This window comes from Candidatus Diapherotrites archaeon (genome assembly GCA_016205145.1).
GTDB lineage: Archaea > Iainarchaeota > Iainarchaeia > Iainarchaeales > JACQJH01 > JACQJH01.
The window spans coordinates 108,565-129,351 of sequence record JACQJH010000002.1 but is presented as its reverse complement, the minus strand read 5'-3'; the positions used below and the strand labels follow the sequence as shown (position 1 = coordinate 129,351).

Annotated in this window: 25 protein-coding genes; 15 read left to right on the top strand and 10 right to left on the bottom strand. The window is 51.3% G+C overall.

The genetic code is table 11. The annotated features are described in order from the left end of the window. Positions 1 to 40 precede the first annotated feature (40 nt). Positions 41 to 628 carry a serine O-acetyltransferase gene (gene cysE, locus HY394_03830; GenBank protein ID MBI4053139.1) on the bottom strand — a complete coding sequence of 196 codons (588 nt, stop codon included), beginning with the start codon at positions 626 to 628 and terminating at the stop codon, positions 41 to 43. A 112-nt stretch (positions 629 to 740) separates the two neighbouring features. Between cysE and HY394_03825 the strand changes: the two genes are divergently transcribed. The 3 genes from HY394_03825 (at position 741) to HY394_03815 (ending at position 4,598) form a co-directional block, all read left to right on the top strand. After that, a complete protein-coding gene (locus tag HY394_03825) occupies positions 741 to 2,141 on the top strand; it encodes a cysteine--tRNA ligase (protein MBI4053138.1) in 1,401 nt (466 codons plus the stop codon). Positions 2,142 to 2,322: 181 nt separating this feature from the next. Continuing rightward, a complete protein-coding gene (locus tag HY394_03820) occupies positions 2,323 to 3,075 on the top strand; it encodes a segregation/condensation protein A (protein MBI4053137.1) in 753 nt (250 codons plus the stop codon). Positions 3,076 to 3,248: 173 nt separating this feature from the next. Beyond that, entirely contained in the window at positions 3,249 to 4,598 is a 1,350-nt protein-coding gene (locus HY394_03815) for a hypothetical protein (GenBank protein ID MBI4053136.1), read from the top strand. A 130-nt stretch (positions 4,599 to 4,728) separates the two neighbouring features. On the opposite strand, the gene HY394_03810 is transcribed toward HY394_03815, so the two are convergent. The 3 genes from HY394_03810 to HY394_03800 all read right to left on the bottom strand — a co-directional run bounded on the left by HY394_03810 (position 4,729) and on the right by HY394_03800 (position 6,802). Beyond that, entirely contained in the window at positions 4,729 to 6,102 is a 1,374-nt protein-coding gene (locus HY394_03810; GenBank protein ID MBI4053135.1) for an HAD-IB family phosphatase, read from the bottom strand. A gap of 69 nt (positions 6,103 to 6,171) precedes the next feature. Next, positions 6,172 to 6,585 carry a PIN domain-containing protein gene (locus HY394_03805; GenBank protein ID MBI4053134.1) on the bottom strand — a complete coding sequence of 138 codons (414 nt, stop codon included), beginning with the start codon at positions 6,583 to 6,585 and terminating at the stop codon, positions 6,172 to 6,174. Further along, the gene (locus HY394_03800) at positions 6,569 to 6,802 is read right to left on the bottom strand and encodes a hypothetical protein (GenBank protein ID MBI4053133.1); all 234 of its coding nucleotides are present in this window, start codon (positions 6,800 to 6,802) and stop codon (positions 6,569 to 6,571) included. The genes HY394_03805 and HY394_03800 overlap by 17 nt, the downstream gene beginning before the upstream one ends. Positions 6,803 to 7,043: 241 nt before the next feature. Between HY394_03800 and HY394_03795 the strand changes: the two genes are divergently transcribed. After that, on the top strand, positions 7,044 to 8,045 hold the full coding sequence (locus HY394_03795) for a hypothetical protein (protein ID MBI4053132.1): 1,002 nt from the start codon (positions 7,044 to 7,046) through the stop codon (positions 8,043 to 8,045). 110 nt (positions 8,046 to 8,155) lie between these two features. Next, positions 8,156 to 8,806: a methyltransferase gene (locus tag HY394_03790; GenBank protein MBI4053131.1), complete on the top strand. Its 651-nt coding sequence runs from the start codon at positions 8,156 to 8,158 to the stop codon at positions 8,804 to 8,806. 94 nt (positions 8,807 to 8,900) lie between these two features. Here HY394_03790 and HY394_03785 read toward each other — a convergent pair whose 3' ends face one another. The 4 genes from HY394_03785 to amrS form a co-directional block, all read right to left on the bottom strand. Further along, positions 8,901 to 9,095 (bottom strand): hypothetical protein, encoded by a 195-nt coding sequence (locus HY394_03785; protein MBI4053130.1) that lies wholly within the window; start codon positions 9,093 to 9,095, stop codon positions 8,901 to 8,903. A gap of 122 nt (positions 9,096 to 9,217) precedes the next feature. Next, positions 9,218 to 9,790, bottom strand: coding sequence for an AmmeMemoRadiSam system protein A (gene amrA, locus HY394_03780; protein MBI4053129.1), 573 nt, complete (start codon positions 9,788 to 9,790; stop codon positions 9,218 to 9,220). Then, positions 9,756 to 10,649, bottom strand: coding sequence for an AmmeMemoRadiSam system protein B (amrB, locus tag HY394_03775; GenBank protein ID MBI4053128.1), 894 nt, complete (start codon positions 10,647 to 10,649; stop codon positions 9,756 to 9,758). The genes amrA and amrB overlap by 35 nt, the downstream gene beginning before the upstream one ends. Beyond that, the gene (gene amrS / locus HY394_03770; protein ID MBI4053127.1) at positions 10,646 to 11,713 is read right to left on the bottom strand and encodes an AmmeMemoRadiSam system radical SAM enzyme; all 1,068 of its coding nucleotides are present in this window, start codon (positions 11,711 to 11,713) and stop codon (positions 10,646 to 10,648) included. Before amrS ends, amrB begins: the two co-directional genes overlap by 4 nt. A 40-nt stretch (positions 11,714 to 11,753) precedes the next feature. On the opposite strand from amrS, the gene HY394_03765 reads away from it, so the two are divergent. The 5 genes from HY394_03765 to HY394_03745 all read left to right on the top strand — a co-directional run bounded on the left by HY394_03765 (position 11,754) and on the right by HY394_03745 (position 15,831). After that, entirely contained in the window at positions 11,754 to 12,329 is a 576-nt protein-coding gene (locus HY394_03765; protein ID MBI4053126.1) for a dihydrofolate reductase, read from the top strand. A gap of 46 nt (positions 12,330 to 12,375) precedes the next feature. Continuing rightward, positions 12,376 to 12,624 carry a winged helix-turn-helix transcriptional regulator gene (locus tag HY394_03760; protein ID MBI4053125.1) on the top strand — a complete coding sequence of 83 codons (249 nt, stop codon included), beginning with the start codon at positions 12,376 to 12,378 and terminating at the stop codon, positions 12,622 to 12,624. Positions 12,625 to 12,655: 31 nt separating this feature from the next. Continuing rightward, positions 12,656 to 13,582 (top strand): permease, encoded by a 927-nt coding sequence (locus tag HY394_03755; GenBank protein MBI4053124.1) that lies wholly within the window; start codon positions 12,656 to 12,658, stop codon positions 13,580 to 13,582. A gap of 117 nt (positions 13,583 to 13,699) precedes the next feature. Next, positions 13,700 to 15,154 carry a Na+/proline symporter gene (locus HY394_03750; protein ID MBI4053123.1) on the top strand — a complete coding sequence of 485 codons (1,455 nt, stop codon included), beginning with the start codon at positions 13,700 to 13,702 and terminating at the stop codon, positions 15,152 to 15,154. A 23-nt stretch (positions 15,155 to 15,177) separates the two neighbouring features. Beyond that, positions 15,178 to 15,831, top strand: a complete 654-nt coding sequence (locus HY394_03745; GenBank protein MBI4053122.1) for a TenA family protein — start codon at positions 15,178 to 15,180, stop codon at positions 15,829 to 15,831. Between the two features lie 150 nt (positions 15,832 to 15,981). Here the strand turns inward: HY394_03745 and HY394_03740 are convergent, their stop codons facing one another. After that, positions 15,982 to 16,578, bottom strand: a complete 597-nt coding sequence (locus HY394_03740) for an iron-sulfur cluster assembly accessory protein (GenBank protein ID MBI4053121.1) — start codon at positions 16,576 to 16,578, stop codon at positions 15,982 to 15,984. Positions 16,579 to 16,687: 109 nt separating this feature from the next. Here HY394_03740 and HY394_03735 point away from each other — a divergent pair, with 109 nt between their 5' ends. The 5 genes from HY394_03735 to HY394_03715 all read left to right on the top strand — a co-directional run bounded on the left by HY394_03735 (position 16,688) and on the right by HY394_03715 (position 19,858). Continuing rightward, on the top strand, positions 16,688 to 17,008 hold the full coding sequence (locus HY394_03735) for a winged helix-turn-helix transcriptional regulator (protein MBI4053120.1): 321 nt from the start codon (positions 16,688 to 16,690) through the stop codon (positions 17,006 to 17,008). After that, positions 17,005 to 17,295 (top strand): hypothetical protein, encoded by a 291-nt coding sequence (locus HY394_03730; GenBank protein ID MBI4053119.1) that lies wholly within the window; start codon positions 17,005 to 17,007, stop codon positions 17,293 to 17,295. Before HY394_03735 ends, HY394_03730 begins: the two co-directional genes overlap by 4 nt. 122 nt (positions 17,296 to 17,417) lie before the next feature. Continuing rightward, the gene (locus HY394_03725; protein MBI4053118.1) at positions 17,418 to 17,948 is read left to right on the top strand and encodes a thioredoxin family protein; all 531 of its coding nucleotides are present in this window, start codon (positions 17,418 to 17,420) and stop codon (positions 17,946 to 17,948) included. A gap of 54 nt (positions 17,949 to 18,002) precedes the next feature. Next, positions 18,003 to 18,731 carry a cytochrome C biogenesis protein gene (locus HY394_03720; protein ID MBI4053117.1) on the top strand — a complete coding sequence of 243 codons (729 nt, stop codon included), beginning with the start codon at positions 18,003 to 18,005 and terminating at the stop codon, positions 18,729 to 18,731. 2 nt (positions 18,732 to 18,733) lie between these two features. Further along, positions 18,734 to 19,858, top strand: coding sequence for a thioredoxin family protein (locus HY394_03715; GenBank protein ID MBI4053116.1), 1,125 nt, complete (start codon positions 18,734 to 18,736; stop codon positions 19,856 to 19,858). Between the two features lie 6 nt (positions 19,859 to 19,864). On the opposite strand, the gene HY394_03710 is transcribed toward HY394_03715, so the two are convergent. Further along, positions 19,865 to 20,737, bottom strand: coding sequence for a hypothetical protein (locus tag HY394_03710; GenBank protein MBI4053115.1), 873 nt, complete (start codon positions 20,735 to 20,737; stop codon positions 19,865 to 19,867). Positions 20,738 to 20,787 lie beyond the last annotated feature (50 nt).

The following is a 20,787-nucleotide window of genomic DNA, read 5'->3' as shown; positions in this document are numbered from 1 at the left end:
TCCCTTTGCAGTTTTGCTTTTTTTTGGATCGGCGGTTTTACTAGATTTGCCTGAACTCGTCCGCCGGCGCATCCGTCTTCGGCAGTTCCCGGTCCGCTTTTTTTCCGTTCAGCTTTATGATTTTTCCGGGATTGCCCACAACCGTGCAGTTGTCGGGCACGTCGCGCATGACAATGAAAGTGTTCGCGCCGATTTTCACGTTGTTTCCCACGGTGATCGGCCCCAGCAGGATTGCCTGCGTTCCGATGTAAACGTTGTTTCCCAGCGAGGGATGCCTTTTGCCGGAATGCTTGCCCGTTCCCCCCAGGGTAACGTTCTGGAAGAGAATGCAGTTGTCGCCTATTTCCGCTGTTTCGCCTATGACCGTGCCCCAGCCGTGGTCGATGAAAAAGCCCCTGCCGATCCTTGCGCCCGGATGGATTTCGACGCCGCTCCAGACGCGGATGATGTTCGCGAAAAACCTTGGCAGGATCGGCACTCCGGCCCTGTAAAGCGCGTGGTTGAACCTGTGCACCATGATTGCATGCAATGGCGCGTGGTTTATCAGGACGTCAAAATAGCTTTTGGCGGCGGGATCGTTTGCCTTTACCGCCCTCACATCGGCTTTGAGCGTGGAAATGATTGCCATGGAAACAACATTTGCCTGTTTTGTTTTAATAAGCTTTTTGCAGGCTTTTTTTTGCGGAAAGCCCGGGCAGGCTTTTTTTAGCCTTTTCGCCGGAACAATTGGTTGTGAAAAAATGCCTTTGGCGGTTTTCAATTCCCTGACAAGGCTGAAAGAGGAATTCAAGCCCATTGAAAAGGGCAGGATCCGCATGTACCTGTGCGGCCCAACGGTTTACGGGCCCGGCCACATAGGCCACGCGCGCACGTACGTCGCCTTTGACATCATACGCAAGTACCTGGAATTCAGCGGCTTCAAGGTCGATTTTGTAACAAACTTTACGGACATCCACGACGACATGATAAAAAAAGCCAACGAGCTTCACACCACGATTTTCAGGTTGGCCGATGAAAACATCGCCTTGTTCTACAAGGACATGGATGCCCTGGGCATAAAGCGCTCCACGCATTATCCCCGCGTGACTGAACACATTCCGGAAATAATTGCCATGGTGAAAACGCTCGAAGAAAACGGCTTTGCCTATGAAACCACTGACGGCGTTTACTTCAAAGTCGAAAAATTCCAGGATTACGGCAGGCTGAGCGGCATTGACACGAGCGAGGCGAAAACCGGCACGCGCGTTGAAACCGACAAGTACGAGAAAGAGGCGGTGCACGATTTCGCGTTGTGGAAAAAGGCCAAGCCCGGCGAACCATTCTGGGATTCGCCGTGGGGCAAGGGCCGGCCCGGCTGGCACATCGAATGCAGTGCAATGTCAATGAAGCTTTTGGGCGAGCATTTGGACATCCATGCCGGCGCAGTCGACCTTGTTTTCCCGCACCACGAGAATGAAATCTGCCAGAGCGAAGCCTTCAGCGGAAAAAAGCCTTTTGTCAGATACTGGCTGCACTCCGGTTTCCTCAACGTGCGCGGCCAGAAAATGTCAAAGTCGCTTGGCAATTTCATAATCATTCCTGAACTGCTGGAGAAATTCGACCCGAAGGTTTTCCGCTTTTTCGTTTCCCGCCTGCATTACCGCTCGCCAATCGATTTCAACGAAAAGCAGATGGAACAGGAAAAGAAAACGCTTGAAAGATTGAACGATTTCATAGCGCGCCTGCAGGAAGTTTCAATGCAAAAAGGCGAATCGGACGCCGGCGCTGAAAAGCTTGTTGCCGAGGCAAGGAAAGGCTTTGCCGAGGCAATGGACGACGACTTCAACCTGCCGAACGCGTGGGCAAAAATTTTCGAGCTGGAAGGCAATGCAAACAGGCTTTTGGCTGAAGGAAAACTGGGCAAAAATGGCGCACACGCAATCCTGTCGTTCCTGAAAGAAATCGATGCCGTGCTTGGAGTGTTTTCGTTCCAGCGCGCCGGAGAAAAGCTGCCGGAAGAAATCGGAAAGCTCATTGCTGAACGCGAAAAGGCGCGCAAGGACAAAAACTGGAAGGAATCCGACAGGCTCAGGCTTGAAGCCGAAAAAAGGGGCTATCTGCTGTCGGACACGCCTGATGGCACGAAATGGAAGCGCAAATAGCCGATTCCGTCCGGCTGGTTCGGGGCGCTATGCTCCTTTCAGTCGCATGGAGCTGCGCCTGCTGGCGAAGCTGATTCCATCGGCATTAGCATTCCAAAGCCAAAACTGTCATTTGGTGCGCTTTTTTTTCCCAAAACCTTTTTAAGCAACCTAACGCTTACTTTTAAATAGTTGAAATCTTATGCCTTCTGAAGTGCCTTTGCCGGATGCCTTAGGCTTCGCTGACGAAGAGGAAAGTCCGAGCTTCGGCTATGATGCCAACGTCGACTTGGTCGACCTGATTGACCAGCCGGCCTGGAAAACAATCCTTTTGGACCTTGTGCGCACTGAAAAAATGGATCCCTGGAACATCGACGTTGCCGAGCTTGCCCACAAGTATCTGATAAAAATCAATGCAATGGACAAAGCGGATTTGAGGGTTCCGGCAAACGCGATTCTTGCTTCCGCAATCCTGCTGAAACACAAGGCAAAATATCTGCGCCTCAGTTCGCTGGAAGAATTCGAGGACGATGTTGAAGGGGCAATGGCAAAACAGCAGTTCATTTTCGACGAAGGCCAATTGCCGGATTTGCACGGCTTGCGCAGGTTCAGGGAAGGCGCGGTAACCCTTGACGACCTGGTCAACTCGATCGAGTCCATTCTGCAGAAAACGCAGGAAAAGCGCATCAAGGCAAGGCTTATAGACATCCCGGTTTTCAGGATTCCAAGCGCCGGCGAAAGCATTGAAGCGCGCGTTGAAAAACTCTGGCTCCAAATCGTGGAAACAGCCGACAGCCAGGGCATAGTTTTATTCTCGCGCCTGCTCGGAGACAAGCGGGATGCCCTTGAAATAGTCGGCCATTTCGTGCCGATGCTTTTCCTCATGAACAAGGGCAAAATCTTCGCATGGCAGGACGAGTTCTTCGGCGAAATCTTCATTCAAAAGATAATCTAGCTTTATCTTAGAATTTCGGCTGCCGTGTGTTTCTAGTTCTGTTTAAATTTCATTTGTGGGATAATTCTGGCATGGCGGGGGAAGATTGGATTTTTGTTTACAGTGAAATTCACTCCCTCATATTGAACGACATATTTTTTTCGGGATTCACTGATTTTGCGCCTGTTCCCGGAATGCTGAAAAAAGTCATTTATGTCAATAAGGGCGGCCTGCAGACCTGTCACATTCCGTCAGAAGAACTTGAACGAATCAAGCTTGAAGGAAAAATATTTTTTGACCCAAAATACCGGGCGCAATTCCAAAGGAAGATAGCTTCCTGCGCAGAAGAGTTCAAAATTTTTTTCAGCGGTTATAAGGAATTCGATGTCGGGGAGCTTTCAAATGCCGGGCTGTTAAAGTTTTTTGACGGATACTCTGACCGGCTTAAGCGAATGTTTGCTTACTATCAGGTTTCCGGTGGAAGAAGCTTTTCTTTGCTTGAACATCACGTCAGGGAATATCTTCCAAAGCATTTTGCGGGGGAGAATTTGGAGGAAATATACGGCCTGCTTTTGACTCCAACCGAGTTGGACCTTTTGAACCGGGAAGAAATTGACCTTAGAAAACTCGCCGTGAATGAGGTTGTCCCAGAAGAAGACCTGCGGACCCACGCGCTGAATTATTCTCTTCTCTTCTTTGGCACATATGATGAACAGATAATAATAGACTCGATAAAAAACAGGGTTTCGGAAGCTAAACGAAACAAGCTTTCGCACGAAAAATATCTTGAAGAAATACTGGCTGCGAAAAAAAAGGTCGAGGCTAAGCGGCAGAAACTTCTGGCGCGGATTGATGATTCGGATTTGCTTGACTTAATTGCGTTTTTAAGGGAGCAGGGCAGAATACGGTTCGAATATAAGGAATGGAAAAACGGTGCAGAATACAAGTTTTTAGGTCTGTTTAAGGAAATTGCGTCCCGGATTGGCATCGGGGTTGGCGAATACCTCAAAACTTATCGGCTGGATGAGACAAGGGATTTTCTTAAATCCGGCGTAGTTGTTTCCGATCCTGAGCGAATGGCAAGAAAGAACGTGTTTGTTTTTTTCCAGGATAATGCAAAAAAAGAGTTTTTTTCAGGTTCCATGGCAGAAAAGATGGCCGCGGATGTTCTTGGTGCGGATAGCAATGATGCGGCTGAATTGAAAGGGACGCCAGCCAGCCCAGGCCATGTTGAAGGGAGGGCAAAAGTCATAATTTTCCGTGGCCTTGACGCGTTGTATGCCGATATTGCTGATTTTGTGCAAGGTGATATACTGGTTACGACGATGACTCAGCCTAATATGGTTTTTTTGATGGAAAAGGCTGGCGCAATAGTGACCGACCAGGGCGGCATGACTTCTCATGCGGCAATTATTGCAAGAGAGTTTGGGATTCCCTGCATTGTCGGAACCTACAAGGCGACGCAGAAATTCCGGAACGGCGATCTGCTGGATGTTGATGCCACTAAAGGCACGGTCCGCGTAATTAAAAGGGCTGATGAATGACTGGGGCAGGTCAAATTTAACATTTTAACAGGTTATCCTGCTTGGTTCTATTTTTCGGAGAAATTTTCATTCAAACGTTTTTGAATGATTTTTAGGCCTGCTATTTGCCGGTCCTTTTCAGGTTTTTGCATCAGCAGTATTTGAGCATTTCCGCCAGGTTTTTCTTCCGGATGACTATTCTGGCGGCTTTCGCGAGTTCGCGGTCCTTGGGCATGAAGGCAATGCCGATGCCGGCTTCCCTTATCATGCAAATGTCAGCAGTATTGTCGCCCACGGCAATAGTGTCTTTTTGGAGGATGCCGTGTTTTTCCGCGGTTTTTTTGAGGGCGTTTGACTTGCACACGCCGTGCTTTTTGCAGCCGTTTTCCGGCGGAAGGAAAATTGACGGCACCCTTACTTCGCCGGTTGCCTTTCCGTTCACGATTTCAAGTTCGTTGCCGATGGCAAAATCCAGTTCCAGCTTTTTCCTTAACGTTTCCGCGGCGATGCTGTAGCTGTCCGTTATGATGCCAATAATGCAGTCTTTTTTCAGCTCCTTTATGGCTATTTTCGTGTTCGGCATGATCGGAATCGAGTCCGCGGTTTCGATTATCTGATGAACCGTGAAGTCTTTCATGAGCAGCGCCATTTTTTTTGTTTTGATAAAAGTGTCCGACTTTTCTTTTGAAATTTTTTCTATTTTGTCAAGGAAGCCGTGCCTTTTAGCGAACTCGAAAATGAACCTTCCGTCCAGGAGCACGCCATCCATGTCGAAAGCGGCGAGCCTGCGCTTTAACGGAATCATTTCCTGCAGGGTTTCCTCCAGGGCGCCTGAAAACCTGCCCATGCCGGACATCGAAAGCAGGTTGAGCCTGCGGTACTTTGTCGCCCTGGCAATGATTGCCCTTGAAACTTCCAGCGACATAGGTTTAAGTTCGCGCCAGGACTTCATTTTGTGGCCGATGAAGCCTATGTCGACTTCTTCTATGGATGGCGAAAGCATGACTGCATCGATCAGTATGCCGGCATCGACGCCGTAATCGTTTTCGAATTCCATTTTGTCGAACAATTTTTTCCTGCCCGCGACCATTCCTGACAGCGGCTGCGTGAAATTCGTCGCCTCCGGAAAGAACAGTTCAAGCAACGGCTTCGCGACAAGCTCCGTAACCCTGCCGGCTTTTCTGCCGAAAGTCGATTTCACGAAGTCCGCTTCCCCCGCCAGCACCGGCTCGCACAATCTCCAGACTATGTCTGATTTGACGTTGGACAGGTCCGCGTCGATAAACGCCACCACCGGCTGCGTTGCCGCCCTGAGGCCGTCGCGCATTGACGCGCCCTTTCCGAGGATTTTGCTTTGCACGACCTTTGCCCCGGCTTTTTTCGCTTCCTTCACGGTCTGGTCCGATGAGCAGTCGTCAACCACTATGACTTCCTTCACGTGCGGCGTTTTTTTCGCAATCCTGACGATGTTTGCAATCGTCTTCTCCTCGTTGAGCGCCGGTATGACAACTGAAACGTTTTCCATTTTCCAAACCCAAAAATACTTGTCTCAAACTTATAAAAAACAGTCCGGTTCCATGGCCAGATTTGGCGGTCAGCGCGTTTTTTTCGCCAGCCTTTCCGCAAGCTCTTTCGTGCTGAAGCACTTTATTCTCGGCTGCCTGAGGTGCCTGTCGTGGCTCCAGAGTTCGGCGTTTGCCGCCAGGGCGCACGCAATGTACGCCTCGTCTTTTGCGTCGGCTGTCAGATGTTCCGCGGCTTTGCGGTAAGGTTCGAGTTCCTGCATTTCAACAAAATCGATTCTTGAAAGCAAAATTGTTGAAAGCCTGAGCGCTTTTTCCTTTTCCAGGCCCGAGCGCCTGAGCAGTTCAGGATAGTATTTTTTGAATTCGTCGAGAAGGAATTCAGGCGCAAAAAGGCTTAGCCGTCTGTCCAACAGCACCTGTCGGGTCAGGCCTTTTTTAAGGAACGCTGAAAAAAGGATGTTCGCGTCAACGACGAGCAGCATCTTTCCACCGCTTTGCAATGCCCCCGTCGGCAGCCAGCGCCAGCGCTTCAACGTCTTTTTCCGTCAGCCTGCTTTTTGATGCAAGCCGCCCGGTTTCCTCGATTTCGCTTATCTGCTGTTCAAGGACGGCCCTCACAACTTCGGACCATTTTATCCGCGGGTGCTCCGACATCCGCCTTTTCAGGTCATTCGGAATTGACAAAGTTAAACTCACCATTTGCGTTCACCAACGTAAATAATATGTTAAACACAATAAAAGCTTTTCGTTTTCCCGCCTGTGGGTGGTGCTGATATTTTCGGTTGGTGAAAAATCGGTTCCACAAAGACGTCTCATCGCCGAATGCACCGGTTCAAAACCTGGCAAAAGCAACCAACCGAGGTTGTTATCAGTGCCGCAATTTGTCTTGGCGAAAAGAATAAATATGGCGGCGGAGACAATTATGCCAACGGTTTTGGAAATGGGGAAACTGAATCTTCTGGCAATCCTCATCGTTTTCAGCTTTTTTTTGCTGGGTTGCGCCAAGCCGCAAGAACAGGCAGCGAACGTTTCACAGCCGGAACAAACCCCAACGCCTTCTGTTCCGTCAACTGGAACTGGCACTACTGCCGCCAAGCCCCAGCCAGTTGAGCCGCAGCCAAGCGCAGTTTTGGAGAACGATGGCGGAAGCGCGGGTGATGCGCCCAACAAGTTTGTGGATGGCCAAATTGAACTCAAGGCCGGCGCTTATGTCGATAACGCTATTTCCGCCACGGATGACATTGACTTTTACAGTTTTACTGTCGGCGCTGGTGACAGGTTCCAGGTAACTGTCGCACCTGACACAAGTCTTGACGCCGTGCTCAGGATTTATGATGCCGGCGGAAAGGACAGGACATGGGATTTCCTGTATTATGACGGCGGCAGCGATGTTGGCAGGGACTTCAAAATTGATGCGGCGATCGCCGGCAAGCCGGAATCCTTCTGGAGCCAGGAAAGCTCGGCCCAGAAAAGCTACACCAAATATTTCAGCGTTGAAAGCAAGAAGGGCACAGGAAAATATTCAATTGCGCTTGAAATAACCCCGCAGAACGATGCCGGCAGCGGCACGGATGCAGGCGATACCCCTGATGGTGCATTGGAAATATCGCCGGGCAACAAGGATTACAGCGCGTTGTTGAATTATCTTGACACCGTGGACTGTTTCAGGCTGTCCACTGGAAGCAGTGCCTCGGTTGTTGTCTCGCCAGGCAAGGACCTTGACGTGAGTTTCACGGTCCGCGACCAGGGCGGAAAGGACACGACTTGGGACCTCATGTATTATGGCAAAACAAACAAGGACCGCAAGAATGCGGCTTTTTCGGTCAACGAGGGAGTTGCCGGCTTTTCCGAGAGCATAACCTGGCAGACCGGCGGCTCCATACAGCACATTTGCGTCAAAAAAGAGCGCGGCAGCGGCAGCTATTCTATAAATTATTCCTAGTTTTGGCAAATTTTCATCCAAAAGCTTTTGGAATGATTTTCCGGCATGGCTACCGGGCTTTTTTTTGCCACAGACCAAATATTATTTTTATTGCAGTAAAAAACTGTTTTATGGCAAAGCACAAAACCCTTTTTTCTTTTTTTTCGCCCGAGACGAACCGGTTTTACAGGCTTTTTGAAACCGATTCTTTGCCGTGCCTTGAAATTTCCGGCGTGCGCATGCACTGCTTCAAGGATTCAAGCGTGGCTGAAACCACAAAGCGCATGGTTTTTGCGCTTGGCCAGCTGAAAGGGAATGTTCTTGACACCTGCTGCGGCCTGGGCTATACCGCGATTGAAATTGCTTCGAGGCCTGGCGTCAATCAGGTTTGCACGTTTGAAATCGACCAAAACGTTTTGGAGGTCGCAAGGAACAATCCTGCGAGCGCAAAACTTTTTTCCGACAAAAAAATCGTTGTCCGGCTGGAAGACGCGGCTGAAGGCATAAAGTCTTTTCCGGGCCGCCATTTTGACGCAATTCTCCACGACCCTCCGTCGATTTCGATTGCCGGGGAGCTTTACGGCAGGCCTTTTTATGCCGGGCTGTTCCGCGTCCTCAAAAACTGCGGAACTTTGTTCCATTACACTGGCCAGACCGGCGAAAAAAGCGGAAAGGACCTTCCGGCTTCGACCATGAAGCGCCTGCAGGAAACCGGCTTTGTGCAATGCAAGCGCTTTGAGAACCCCGCCGGCGTTGTATGCAGAAAGCCCTTGCATGGCTGACGTGTGATTTGGTTTCCGGCAGCAAAATATGCGCTGCCGGTGTTGCAGGCCGCCTGGCCGGAAAGCATTGGCCTTTTTGCCTTCGGCTTTGGTTTCAGTATTGCCTGTCCATTGAAGTTGATTTTGAAACGTATTCTTCCTTGCAGTCCATGTTGCAGAACCTTGTCCTTGACAGGAAAGTGCCGTCTTCCGTTATCGGCGTGCCGCAGTTCAGGCACGTTTTCGGCGGCAGAGCCTTGTTGTAATCAGTGTTTGACCTGCCCTTTTTGAGATAACCGTCCAAGTTCATAACACAACGCCCCTTTTCGTTTATTGTGGAAAAACAACCTGTTTTTACTGGAAATATTCGTTTATTGTGGAAGATTTATTAACATATTTAGCGCGGTTTTTTTGCATTTTGATTTTTTTTTGCTAAAAGCCTTGCGTTGAAAAAACCCAAAACTTCGTGTTTTTGTCCTTCCATGCGTTCCTGCCGAGGCCGGCTTTCAGGCAGAGGCTTTCAAGGAAAGCCTTCGGGTCCGGCAGTTCTTCCCACACTTCCGGCAGGTATACTGCGGAAAAGCCGCGGTTTTCAAGAATGAGGCCGGGCCTGGCTTTCAGGCAATCCAGCAGTTCAGCTTCGCTTTTTGGCTTGATTTCTTCTGGCTTCGAGAGCACAGAAATCTCTATTTCAGTTTTTTTGAACTCCGCCATTGTCAGGGGTTCAAATCTCGGGTCATGGAAAGCGGCGGCAATTGCGTTTTCCGCTATGTCATCGCAAAGCGGCTTGTGCGGATAAATGCTTCCGATGCATCCTCTTAGCCCATTGCCGTCAATGAGCGTCACAAAGCTTGCTTTTTTTCCCGAAAGCGAGGGAAACTTTTTCCGCGTTTCCGCAAGCGAAGGCAGAGCCTTTCCTTCAAGCCGGTTTTCAATGGCTTTTTTTGCCAGTTTGAGGAGTTCCAGCCGTTCACTCTTCGACAAAAGCGTATGCGCCATAGCCAACGACCTCCGCCTTGCTTCCGGCTGTGTCGCCGGAATTGTTGTATGCGATAAGCCTGCCTTTCCAGCCGAATTTTTTCGCCAGCAGCATTGCGGCGAGGATGCCGGTCTTGCCGCAGGCTTCAACCTTTTCCTCGACGGCTTTCACGTCAAGGCCTGGGATGGCTTTGTTTGCAATTGCATCAAGCCGGTTCGCGGTTTCATAATCGTAATAGTGGCTGAGGTCGGAACTCGCAACAACCAGGTCGAACGAGCCGGGAAAGCCGGAAATTTTTTCGGCAACCTCTTTGTGGTGTACCTTGCCCGTCAGGATCGGCAGGATTGAGAAACCTGAAAGGGTTTTCTGCAGGAACGGCAATTCAACTTCAAGGCAATGCTCCCGCAAATGCGCTTCCCCGGATTCCGCGATGCCGTCCGCCTCGAATTTTCTGCTGTCAAGCAATGGCACCGGGCCGAGCGGAGTAAGCCATTCCTTTGCCGGTGACAATGCCGTGCCGTCAAACGCCTTGAAGTGGCTGGGCCCCATGAGCAGAACCTTTTTCGCTTTGCTGTTTTGAAGCAGTGAAAATGCCGCTCCGGCAACTTTTCCGGAGTAGACGTATCCGGCGTGCGGCGCGATTATCGCCTTTATTTTTCCGCGGATCTGCGGCGCGCTTTTTTTGCCTTCGGCCAGGAATTTTTCAACAATCTTTTCGAGAGCGCTTTTCTGCGCAGGATAGAATGCGCCCGCAACGGCTGGATAACGCACGCCGGCGGTTTCGTCCGCCGGGTTCGACGACGGGTATCTCGCGCTGCTCGATACCCATCTGCTTCTGTGGAATTTCCCGCTTTTTGGGGCGGAGAGGGTGTCATTTCCGGTCATTTCCACACGCCCTCGATTTTGTTCGCGCAGTTTTTGCATTTGCCTTTTTTGAGGTCGAAATTTTCGATGCCGACATTGTAGGCCCGCCTGCGGATGAGCAGGGCATTGCATTCCGGGCAGAACGTGCTTTCCAGTTTCTCGTCCAGGATGTTTCCTGCGTAAACGAATTTCAGGCCTGCATCCTTTCCGATTTTGTATGCCCTTGCAAGCGTTTCCCCCGGCGTGGCGTTGACGCCGCGCATCTTGTAATCCGGGTGGAATGCGGTAATGTGCCAGGGAATGTGATTTCCCTGCGAGGCAATGAATTCCGCGATTTCGCGCAGTTCCCCATCTGAATCGTTTTTTCCAGGAATGACGAGCGTGGTTATTTCAAGCCAGACCTTTGTTTTCGCAAAGCGCCTGATGCTTTCAAGCACTGGTTCGAGTTTTGCCCTGCAGGTTTTAAGATAGAACTCGTCTGTGAAGGCCTTCAGGTCGATGTTGATTGCGTCCATGCATGTTTCCAGCTTTTTCGTGGCTTCACGGCTTTCGTAGCCGTTTGAAACGAAAACGGTTTTCAGGCCTGCCTTTTTCGCCAGCCTGAAAGCGTCGAAAGCGTATTCGAAAACGATTGAGGGTTCGTTGTAAGTGAAAGCAATGCTTGGAATCGAGTTTTCAATGCAGTAATCCACGATTTTTTCCGGTTCAAGGCTTTGGCCCAGTCCGGTGAGCTTTCCAATCCGCAAAGCCTGCTCGCTCCTGTCCGCCGCAAATTCCTCTTTCACTTGCCTTGTTGCCTGGCTTAGGTCCCAGTTCTGGCAGAACGAGCAGGCAAAATTGCAGCCAACCGTGCCGAGTGAAAATATTTCCGTGTTTGGCAGGAAATGGAATAACGGCTTTTTTTCCATGGGGTCGATGTTGACGGCGGAAGCCTTGCCGTAAACGAGCAGGAACAGTTTTCCGCTTTTGTTCTGCCGTACGCCGCACACGCCGGTCAGGCCGTCGGCAATCGTGCAGTACATCGAGCATGCCGTGCATCTCACGAGTTTGTTGCTTTTTTTCTCGAAAAGCGTTGCCGCATGCATAAAGGAATATATTTGCGCAACTGCATATTATTGTTTATCATTGTTCGGGCTGGCGGTTGGTGGCATGATGACAGGGCATGGAAAGCATGGCGCGCATTTTTTTGCGGTTGCAGCGGTTTCAATCGACGGCTTCATTGCAAGGCATGCCGGCGATTTCAGTTTTGACTGGACGAGTGCAGAGGACAAAAAGCACTTGCGCGCAATGGAAGGCAAGGCGGATGTCCTGCTGCTGGCGAGAAAAACCTTCGAAGTTGCAAAAAAAAACCTTGCCGGGCGCAACTGCATTGTCCTGACGCGCAGGGTCGGCGGCAATGGAGTGAGGCGTGAAGGCAAACTGCTTGTTTTCCTCAATCCGCATAAGGCGGGCCTTGAAAAATTCGTTGCGGAACAGGGCTATAAGGAAGTCTGCGTCCTGGGTGGAAGGGCTGCTTACAATTACTGTCTCAAAAAAGGCTTGTTGGATGATGTCTGGCTGACGATCGAGCCGGTTGTTTTCGGCAAGGGCATAAGCATGTTCGGCGATGCGCAGGCATCCGGCCTGAAAAGGTTCCGGATGGTTTCCGCCAAAAAGCTGAACAAAAAGGGCTCCCTGCTGCTGCACTATTCCGCGCGTTGATTGTGCATGGCGGGGTTTTAAAAATATATAAGTGTTTACTTATATTATGCTTGCCTTACTGAAGGCTGTTTCCGACCAAACGAGGCTTTCACTTTTGCGGGAGATTTCAAAAAAGCCGGTCTGCGCGTGCGAACTGCCGAAAAAGGTGAAAAAGACCCAGCCCGCGGTTTCGCAGCATCTTGCGGTTTTGCTGGGCGCGGGGCTTGTCGAAATGAAAAGGGATGGCGTGAAACGCATTTATTCAGTTTCGGGCCTGGGCAGAAAGGTTTTGTCCGGCATTGCGTCCTGGCGGTGATTGCGTGGATTTTCTTGGCCTTGCCGCCGACATGGTTGTCTCTTTTTTTGGGTTTCCGGCCGGTTCGGCTCCGGCCGAGGCGCTCCGGTTTTTCGTTTACGATTCCGTGAAGGTCGTGCTTCTACTGGCATTCATGGTTTTCCTTGTTTCGATTGTGCGCACCTTCATAACGCGCGAAAGAATCAGGAAATGGCTTGGCGGCAGGAGGGAAGGAATCGGCAACGTCCTTGCCGCGCTGCTAGGCGTTCCAACGCCGTTCTGTTCGTGTTCCGCCGTTCCCATTTTCATCGGCTTTGTCGAGTCTGGCATTCCATTGGGCATTACGTTCTCTTTCCTTGTTTCCGCGCCAATGGTGAATGAGGTCGCGATTGCCCTGCTTTTGGGCCTTTTTGGCTGGAAGATAGCGTTGCTTTACGTTTTGTCCGGCCTCTTTGTCGCGGTCGTTTCAGGCATTGTTATTGGCAGGCTCGGCCTTGAAAACCAGATTGAGCCGGAGGTCTTTGAAACCGCGCGCATAAGGGACAAAAAAATGCCTTCCGGCTGGAATGCGAGGCTTTCTTTCGCAAGGCGGGAAACTGCAAGGATAACCTTCAAAGTCGTGCCGTTTGCCATTCTCGGCATTGCCGCAGGCGCGCTTATCCACGGCTTTGTCCCGGTTGATTTTCTTGCGGGCATTGCGGGAAAGGACAGCATGCTTGCAGTTCCGGTTGCAGTTCTGGTCGGAATCCCGCTTTATTCCAATGCCGCGGGCACAGTTCCTATTGTGCAGGCTTTGATGGGCAAAGGCATGGCATTGGGCACGGCGCTGGCATTCATGATGAGCGTTACCGCGCTTTCATTTCCTGAACTGGTTATCCTCAGGCGGGTTTTGAAGCCGAAACTGCTTGCGGCATTCGTGGCAATATTGTTTGTTTCGTTTGTCCTGACGGGCATTCTTTTCAATGCCCTGCTTGCCTGAAGAAGTGTTATATTGAACCGGCATTTTTTTCGGCAATCGGCTTATTATTGCGGTTTTTCGGGTTTTTTATTCGCGGCCTGATTTAAATTTTTCCTGGTTTCATTGGATTTGGTTGCAATGGATATTTTCGGTTTTGCATTGGTTCTGGTCACGATAGCAATTTTCACCGCTCTAGGCTTGTGGTATTCGAAGGGAAAGCGTTTCTCGCTCGGCGAATTCATCACGCACCGCGACAAGGTTTCGGCTTTCGCCACCGTGGCAACGCTGGTCGCTTCCGGAATGGGCGCCTGGATTCTTTTTTCGCCGGCAGAGGCGGCGGTAACGGCCGGCATTGCCGCTCTGATAGGTTATGCTCTGGGCAGCGCCTCCGCCCTGTTTGTTTTCATCTGGCTTGGCGCGAAAATAAGGGAAATGATGCCCGGCGGCCAGACTTTGGCGGAATTCATTTTGCGAAGGTTCGGCCTGCCGATGTACGTTTTTGTCCTGTTCATAACCGCGTTTTACATGGGCACTTTTCTTACGGCCGAACTGACTGGCATTTCGCAGGCCGCTGAAATGGTTTTCGGTATCCCCGTCATGTTCACTGCGATTTTGATCGGCCTGGGAACAATGGCTTATGCCATTGCAGGCGGCTTCCGCGCATCGGTATTCACTGACATAATCCAGTTTGTCATAATCATTCCATTGCTTGCGGTCATTTTCATTGCGAGCCTGTTTTATTTCGGGGCCGTGCCGCACTCTTCCGCTTCCGCTCCGCCGTTCCTGCTGGATTTAGGTTTCTGGCCGGGCATAGAGTATGGCCTGACGCTGATAATCGCGATTGTCGGCGCGGAATTGTTCAACCAGGGCAACTGGCAGCGCGTTTATTCCGTCAACAAAAAAATGCTGCGAAAATCCTTTTTGTTTTCCGGCCTGATAATAATCCCGATAATCCTTGTCGTCGGATTGTTCGGCATTTTTGCGGCGCAGGCCGGAGTGGTTGAAAATCCTTCCGTGGCGATGTTCTCGTTCGTTTTGAAAGCAACCCCCCCGTGGGTCTGGGTTGGTTTGATGGTTCTGGCGGTCGCCTTGATGATGAGCACCATGGACACGCTGTTGAACGGCCTTGTCAGCCTGTTTGTCGTCGACTTCCTGCGCATAAGGCCGGATGCGGGGCATGACAAAGTGCTTTTTGCAGGACGGATTTTCACTGCGGTTGTAGGCATTGCCGCGGTTTTCATTGCAGTGCAGGGTTACAGCGTCCTGTACCTGTTCCTGATAGCCGACCTTGTCTGCGTCGCGGCCGCGTTCCCCGTGATTTTCGGGATGTTTTCCAGGCGGCTTTCCGGCAGGTCCGCGGTTGTTGCAAGCGTTGCGGGCATTGTTTTCGGCGGGCTGTTCTTTCCCCTGCCGGATTATGGGAAAAGCGTTGCGCAGGCGCTTTTCGGTGTTTCGGCTTTGGGCCAGAGCCTTTTCGTTTCTTTTTTTGTCACGCTGATTGTTTCCGGGCTTTTCTCCGTGCTGCTTTCAAGGCTATTTGACGCGCGCTTCGATTTCCGCGAACTAAAAAAAGTCGTGCCGCTCGAAAAGTGATTCCTTTTTTGCAGGCGGTAAGAATGGTGCCAAAAAAAGCGTTTGCCTCAAAACCAGTCGCAGTGCATGCACGCCTGTGGAATGAAAACCTTGATCTGGCGGATGCCTGCCTTTCCCATCCGTTCGTGCAGGGCATTGCTTCCGGCAGACTGGAAATGAAGGCATTCAAAATTTACGTTTGCCAGGACGCGTTTTTCCTGAAGGCTTTCAGGCAGGCTTACCGGGCCGCGAAGGACAACAGCGCTGAGGAAAGGCACAGGGAAATTTTTTCGGAATTCATTGCAGGCGTTGACGATGAGCTGAAATTGCACCGCGCTTACAGCAAAAAGCTTGGCATAAACATTGAACGCGTTGCACCGCTTCCGGCCTGTTCGGCGTACACTTCTTTTCTGCTTGAAACAGCGCGGAACGGCGATGTTTCCGAAATCCTGGCTGCGATTGCGCCGTGCGTCGTGCTTTACGCGTTTCTAGGAAAAAAACTCGCGGGCTTCGCGCAGCCGGGCAACCCGTATAGCGGCTGGATTGAAACCTATTCCGGCAAAGAAATCCGGTCTCTGGCGGAAAAGGTCGAAGCTCTACTCGATGAAACCGCGGATTATTCCGATAAAACCCGGAATGCCTACCGCAAGGCTATGCAACTTGAATTAGAATTTTTTTCAGAGCCGCTAAACCAATAACTTAAGCGCTTTAAATAAAAAAGCAGGCAGAGGGGCTGAGCAAAGCGAGGTCCCTCAACTCGCACCAGACGGGCGTGACGTCCCGCCAACAGGTGCAGCGCTATGCGAGTGAAACGAGCATAGTGCGTCGAACCAGCCGGGCGAAACCGGCTAGCCGAAGCTTTCCCCGCAGCCGCAGCTTTTGGTTGCGTTCGGGTTGTTGATTTTGAAGCCGGCGCCCTGCAGTGATTCCAAAAAGTCTATTGTGATGCCTTTGAGCATGCCGTAGTTCCTGCCTTCGATGAAGAATTTGACGCCGTCGATTTCAACTTCCCTGTCGCCTTCGACGGGCTTGTCTTCGAATGAAAGCCTGTAGGTCATGCCGGAGCATCCGCCGGCCACAACGCCGATGCGCAGGCCTTTCTTGTGGCCGTTTTTTTCCTGGAAGTCCTTTATCTTTGCAATGGCTTTTCCTGTAACCGTGAGCGATTCGCCGTCCGAGCTGGTCTTCATGTCCTTTGCCGCGGCGTTGATTTCGTTGACTATCTGTCCTATTTCCTCGTCGGACATGCCGTGGCCTTTTCCGCCCTGTTCAAGGGTTTCCCAGTACGCAACGCCGCAGCCGACGCAGTGCAGGCCGTGGCCCAGCATGATTTCTGCGCTGGACGGGAACCTGCTTACAATGTCGCCGACCGTCCAGTTCTTGTCAATCCGGACAGTTTCGGTTTTTGTTTTGGCGTGCCCTTTTTTTGTCGTGGATTTCGTCATAAGCTTCTCCTGCCTGAAAAATATGAATTACAATTCATATAAAAAGCTTTTTCGTCATAAAACCTTTAAAAGGCTTGGTTTTAACGGCCTTTGCTTCTGGTGAAACGGAATGCTGTATGATTCAAGGCTTTTCAGGCGCAATGTCTGGTATCTGCTTGGTGCCACGCGCGGCGGGCCGATGCGCGCAAAAATAATGCATTCGCTAATGGGCCGGCCCCTGAATCCGAACCAGCTTTCGGAAAGGCTGGGCGTCGACTACAAGACCGCAAGGCATCACCTTGACGTCCTGAAAAAGCACAACTGGGTAACAAGCAGCATGGACAAATACGGCGAGCTGTTCTTTCCGGCCTTCACCGACGAACAGTGCGAGGTTTTTGCGGAAATCTGGACCCAATTGGGAAAAAACTTTAAAAATCAGGAACAGCGTTGATTGTTGTAGCTATGGCGCTTGCGTTTTTCTTTGAAATTGCGAACATCCTGCTGCTTGTGTTCCTGCTCTCGGTTTACGTGCAGAACTACCGGCAGATGAAATGCGCTTTCAGCCTGGGCCTCATAATGTTTGCGGCCTTTCTTTTGATCCAGAACATGCTTGCGGCCTACTTCCATTTCACGATGCTTGCATACTATTCGCTTGAAGTGATGCAGCATGCATTCATTCTCTCTGGCGCGCAGACAATCGCGCTCGCCGCGCTTTCCTGGGTCACATGGCGGGAATAACCGGAATTTCCGGGACAAAACCGGGAAGTTTTCTGGCGAGAACTGGAAAAACTCTTTTAAAGGCGCCCGAAACCTTTCCTTCTGAAGCGCTTTTTTTAAAGGCGGTTTTTGGGGTTTTTTGAATGGGCAAAAAACACGGAAAAATTCTTGCGGCACTGCTTCTGGCATCAATGGCATTTGTTCTTGGCTGCATCCAAACTTCCGGCACGCAGGCGGACAGCGCCGCACCGGATTCCGGCGGCGCGATGCAGGGCGGTCCCGCGGCTGACGGCAGTGATGGCGGCGCAATGCCCGGCGCCGCAACGCAGAATTCGTCTTACGTGCCGTTCTCGCAGGCCGCCTACGAGCAGGCAAAGGCTGGCGGGAAAATAATTTTCCTCGAGTTTTACGCGAACTGGTGCCCGACGTGCGCACAGCAGAAACCCGTCCTTGAAAGCACGTTCCAGGAACTTGACGGCGGAAAAGTGATTGCCTTCCAGGTAAACTATAACGATTCCGACACCGATGACAGCGAAAGGGCGCTTGCGAAAAAGTTCGGCATAACGTACCAGCACACGCACATTATAACCAATGCAAGCGAAGAGGTTCTGCTGAGGGGCGTGGGCCAGTGGAGCAGGGAAGAGATAATAAAAAACACGGGCTCCGTAAACTGATGGATTGAATGGTTTGCATTGCGAATGGCGGAATTTTTGCGGGTGTGAAATGGCATGGCTGAACCCGGGTTTTTGATAGCGTTCCTTGCGGGCCTCGCCTCTTTTTTGAGTCCGTGCGTGTTCCCGCTGATTCCCGCATACCTGACGTTTTTGGGCGGGACAAGCCTTGACGAAGTGAAGGCGCACGCGCCCGGCGTGAGAAAAAAGATTTTCCTCAACAGCATCCTCTTCGTGCTGGGCTTTGCGGTGGTGTTTTCACTGCTTGGCGTGCTTCTGCAAAGCGTTCTCCTGAATGTAGCGTACGACGTGCGCACATATCTGGGATATGTCGGTGGCATCGTGATAATCTTCTTCGGCCTCGTGCTGTTGGGCATAATAAAAATTGACGCATTGCAGGCGCCGCACACATTGAAGCTCAAGAAGGCAAAGTCCGGAAACGCGCAATACGGTTTCTCGTTTCTTTTCGGTGCCGCGTTTGCGGTGGGCTGGACGCCGTGCGTCGGCCCGATTCTCGGGACAATCCTCACGCTTGCGGCAACAAAGCCCGAAACCGCGTTCCCGCTCATGCTGACCTATTCGGTCGGCCTCGGCATCCCCTTCCTTCTTGCGGGCTTCTTCTTTTCGCGCGCCACACGCTTCATCGAGCGCATCAGCCCGTGGCTCAAATGGTTCAACCTCATTTTCGGCGTTCTTCTGATAATCCTCGGCATACTGGTTTTCACAAACCAGCTCGGAGTCATTGCAAACCTGTGGGTGCCGCAGGACATGCTTGTGGGCGGATAGGAATGGCTTTTGAGATCAAACCCAACAATCCAGTGACAATCGCGGTTGTCCTGGTCATAATAATCGGCGCAATCCTTGTCGTCGAGTCGACGAAAAGCAGGCCGTTCTGGGCGGGCGGAAACGCATCCGATGGCAATTCTTCCGCGGCACCGGTTTTGGGGGCGTCCGGGCCGCAGGCGCCCGAACTTCGCGGACTTACGGGCTACATAAACACTTCTTCCGACATAAGCGTTGCAGACCTGAAAGGCAAGGTTGTCATGGTGGACTTCTGGACCTATTCTTGCATCAACTGCATCCGCACGCTTCCATACCTTGCCGCGTGGGACAAAAAATACCGCGACAAGGGCCTTGTAATCATAGGCGTGCATACTCCTGAGTTCGATTTTGAAAAAAACATCGGCAACGTGCGCGAGGCGGTCAAAAAATTCGGAATCGAATACCCCGTTGTTTTGGACAGCGATTATGCGACGTGGAATGCATACCAAAACCACTGGTGGCCGCACAAGTACCTGATTGACAAGAGCGGCGTAATCCGCTTCGACCACATCGGCGAAGGCGGCTATGACGAAACGGAACAGCAGATAGTTGAACTGCTGTCAGAAAACGGGCCGAAGGTCGAAATGAACCCCGATGATGCCGGCATGCCCCCGGAACAAACCGATTTTGCCGGCATAGGCACGCCCGAAATCTACCTCGGCTACGATTTTGCGCGGCAGGGCCTCGGCAACGAGGAAGGTTTCGTGCCAGAACAAACGGTTTCCTATTCATTTCCGGATAACCGCGACTTTTCCGCAAACCTTGTTTTCCTTGAAGGCGACTGGAAAAACAATTCCGACAACGTGCAGCTTGAATCCGACACGGGAAAGGTTGCGCTGAAATTCAAGGCGAAAAACGCGAATATCGTTGCGGGCTCGCCGAACGGCTCGGTTTTGTCGGTTTCGGTTGGCGGAAAGCCGGTTTCAACGGAAAACGCCGGGGACGATGCCGTGCAGGATGAAAACTTTGTAGTGCACGTAAACGAACAGCGCCTGTACAATCTCGTTTCCGCACAGGACTACGCGGAAAAAACCCTTGTCTTCGACGTGAAAGGAAATGGGTTTGAGCTGTACACTTTCACGTTCGGGTGAACTGGGTTATGGGCGATTGTGCGGCGGACCGGTTTTTTTGCCTGGGCGGTGCGGTTTTTTCTCTGCCAATCGGGCACTGAGTTCAGGGTAATGGTCCACGACTTCCCCAAAAACCTCGTCGGCGGGCCTGAATCTCACGGCTCGTGCCCGTTCCTCTTGGTATGTTCGTTCCATCGCATGCGCATCCGGCTCAAAATCCGTTGTTATTGCGACACTGCCTTCCGGGGAATCCGTGATTGTTGCCGACATGCCTTTTTCTATGGCTTCCTTGACGCGCTCATAGCCTATCAGGAGTTCCCTTTGCTCCGGCTCGACTCTGCCGTTTCGTCTTAACCTGATGTTTTTTGTGTCTTCATGGGTTGAGAAGAATGCGTCCAACAGTTCATGAGCCTGCCTTACGCCGTCTTCGGCAGTGTGTCTTGTGGCGGGGTCCCAGCTTTTCAGGACGACATCCAATTCCAGTGTCGAATGCCCCTGAGGGCCGGTTTTGAAAAAGAAAACGCCCGGAAAACCCCTTAGCTTGCGCCTGGGTTCAAATCCCCTGTGATTGATAAATACAAATTCCTGTTCTTGGAGGCGTCTTCGGACTTCCCCCTGCTTTTCGAGCGGAATGTGCACTTCGACGCGCAGGACCTGCCGCGGCTCAACGCGCCTTTCTCTCAGAATCTGGCGCCTTCTTTTCGCCGAAAGCACTGAAAGCCTGAACGAGTGCCTTTCTGCGCCGTAAGTGAATGTTTCAAACGCGTCGGCGATTGCGCTTTGGCCGATAGCGGATTCCGCGGCAATCTTGACTGCGTTCAACTGTGATTGGTATGCCGGCTTTTCAAGCCGCACGGTTCCACGCCTCAAGAGCCTTGGGTCTGTATGATTCCATTCCATGATTTATATAATTGGCATTTGTAGTTTTTAATCCTTGTTTCCGTCCGCCG

What these genes read in the sequence shown, in the direction of transcription:
- cysE (MBI4053139.1), bottom strand. Translation starts at nt 628, where the DNA reads ATGGCAATCATTTCCACGCTCAAAGCCGATGTGAGGGCGGTAAAGGCA.
- HY394_03825 (MBI4053138.1), top strand. Translation starts at nt 741, where the DNA reads ATGCCTTTGGCGGTTTTCAATTCCCTGACAAGGCTGAAAGAGGAATTC.
- HY394_03820 (MBI4053137.1), top strand. Translation starts at nt 2,323, where the DNA reads ATGCCTTCTGAAGTGCCTTTGCCGGATGCCTTAGGCTTCGCTGACGAA.
- HY394_03815 (MBI4053136.1), top strand. Translation starts at nt 3,249, where the DNA reads ATGCTGAAAAAAGTCATTTATGTCAATAAGGGCGGCCTGCAGACCTGT.
- HY394_03810 (MBI4053135.1), bottom strand. Translation starts at nt 6,102, where the DNA reads ATGGAAAACGTTTCAGTTGTCATACCGGCGCTCAACGAGGAGAAGACG.
- HY394_03805 (MBI4053134.1), bottom strand. Translation starts at nt 6,585, where the DNA reads ATGCTGCTCGTCGTTGACGCGAACATCCTTTTTTCAGCGTTCCTTAAA.
- HY394_03800 (MBI4053133.1), bottom strand. Translation starts at nt 6,802, where the DNA reads ATGGTGAGTTTAACTTTGTCAATTCCGAATGACCTGAAAAGGCGGATG.
- HY394_03795 (MBI4053132.1), top strand. Translation starts at nt 7,044, where the DNA reads ATGGGGAAACTGAATCTTCTGGCAATCCTCATCGTTTTCAGCTTTTTT.
- HY394_03790 (MBI4053131.1), top strand. Translation starts at nt 8,156, where the DNA reads ATGGCAAAGCACAAAACCCTTTTTTCTTTTTTTTCGCCCGAGACGAAC.
- HY394_03785 (MBI4053130.1), bottom strand. Translation starts at nt 9,095, where the DNA reads ATGAACTTGGACGGTTATCTCAAAAAGGGCAGGTCAAACACTGATTAC.
- amrB (MBI4053128.1), bottom strand. Translation starts at nt 10,649, where the DNA reads ATGACCGGAAATGACACCCTCTCCGCCCCAAAAAGCGGGAAATTCCAC.
- amrS (MBI4053127.1), bottom strand. Translation starts at nt 11,713, where the DNA reads ATGCATGCGGCAACGCTTTTCGAGAAAAAAAGCAACAAACTCGTGAGA.
- HY394_03760 (MBI4053125.1), top strand. Translation starts at nt 12,376, where the DNA reads ATGCTTGCCTTACTGAAGGCTGTTTCCGACCAAACGAGGCTTTCACTT.
- HY394_03755 (MBI4053124.1), top strand. Translation starts at nt 12,656, where the DNA reads ATGGTTGTCTCTTTTTTTGGGTTTCCGGCCGGTTCGGCTCCGGCCGAG.
- HY394_03750 (MBI4053123.1), top strand. Translation starts at nt 13,700, where the DNA reads ATGGATATTTTCGGTTTTGCATTGGTTCTGGTCACGATAGCAATTTTC.
- HY394_03745 (MBI4053122.1), top strand. Translation starts at nt 15,178, where the DNA reads ATGGTGCCAAAAAAAGCGTTTGCCTCAAAACCAGTCGCAGTGCATGCA.
- HY394_03740 (MBI4053121.1), bottom strand. Translation starts at nt 16,578, where the DNA reads ATGACGAAATCCACGACAAAAAAAGGGCACGCCAAAACAAAAACCGAA.
- HY394_03735 (MBI4053120.1), top strand. Translation starts at nt 16,688, where the DNA reads ATGCTGTATGATTCAAGGCTTTTCAGGCGCAATGTCTGGTATCTGCTT.
- HY394_03725 (MBI4053118.1), top strand. Translation starts at nt 17,418, where the DNA reads ATGGGCAAAAAACACGGAAAAATTCTTGCGGCACTGCTTCTGGCATCA.
- HY394_03720 (MBI4053117.1), top strand. Translation starts at nt 18,003, where the DNA reads ATGGCTGAACCCGGGTTTTTGATAGCGTTCCTTGCGGGCCTCGCCTCT.
- HY394_03715 (MBI4053116.1), top strand. Translation starts at nt 18,734, where the DNA reads ATGGCTTTTGAGATCAAACCCAACAATCCAGTGACAATCGCGGTTGTC.
- HY394_03710 (MBI4053115.1), bottom strand. Translation starts at nt 20,737, where the DNA reads ATGGAATGGAATCATACAGACCCAAGGCTCTTGAGGCGTGGAACCGTG.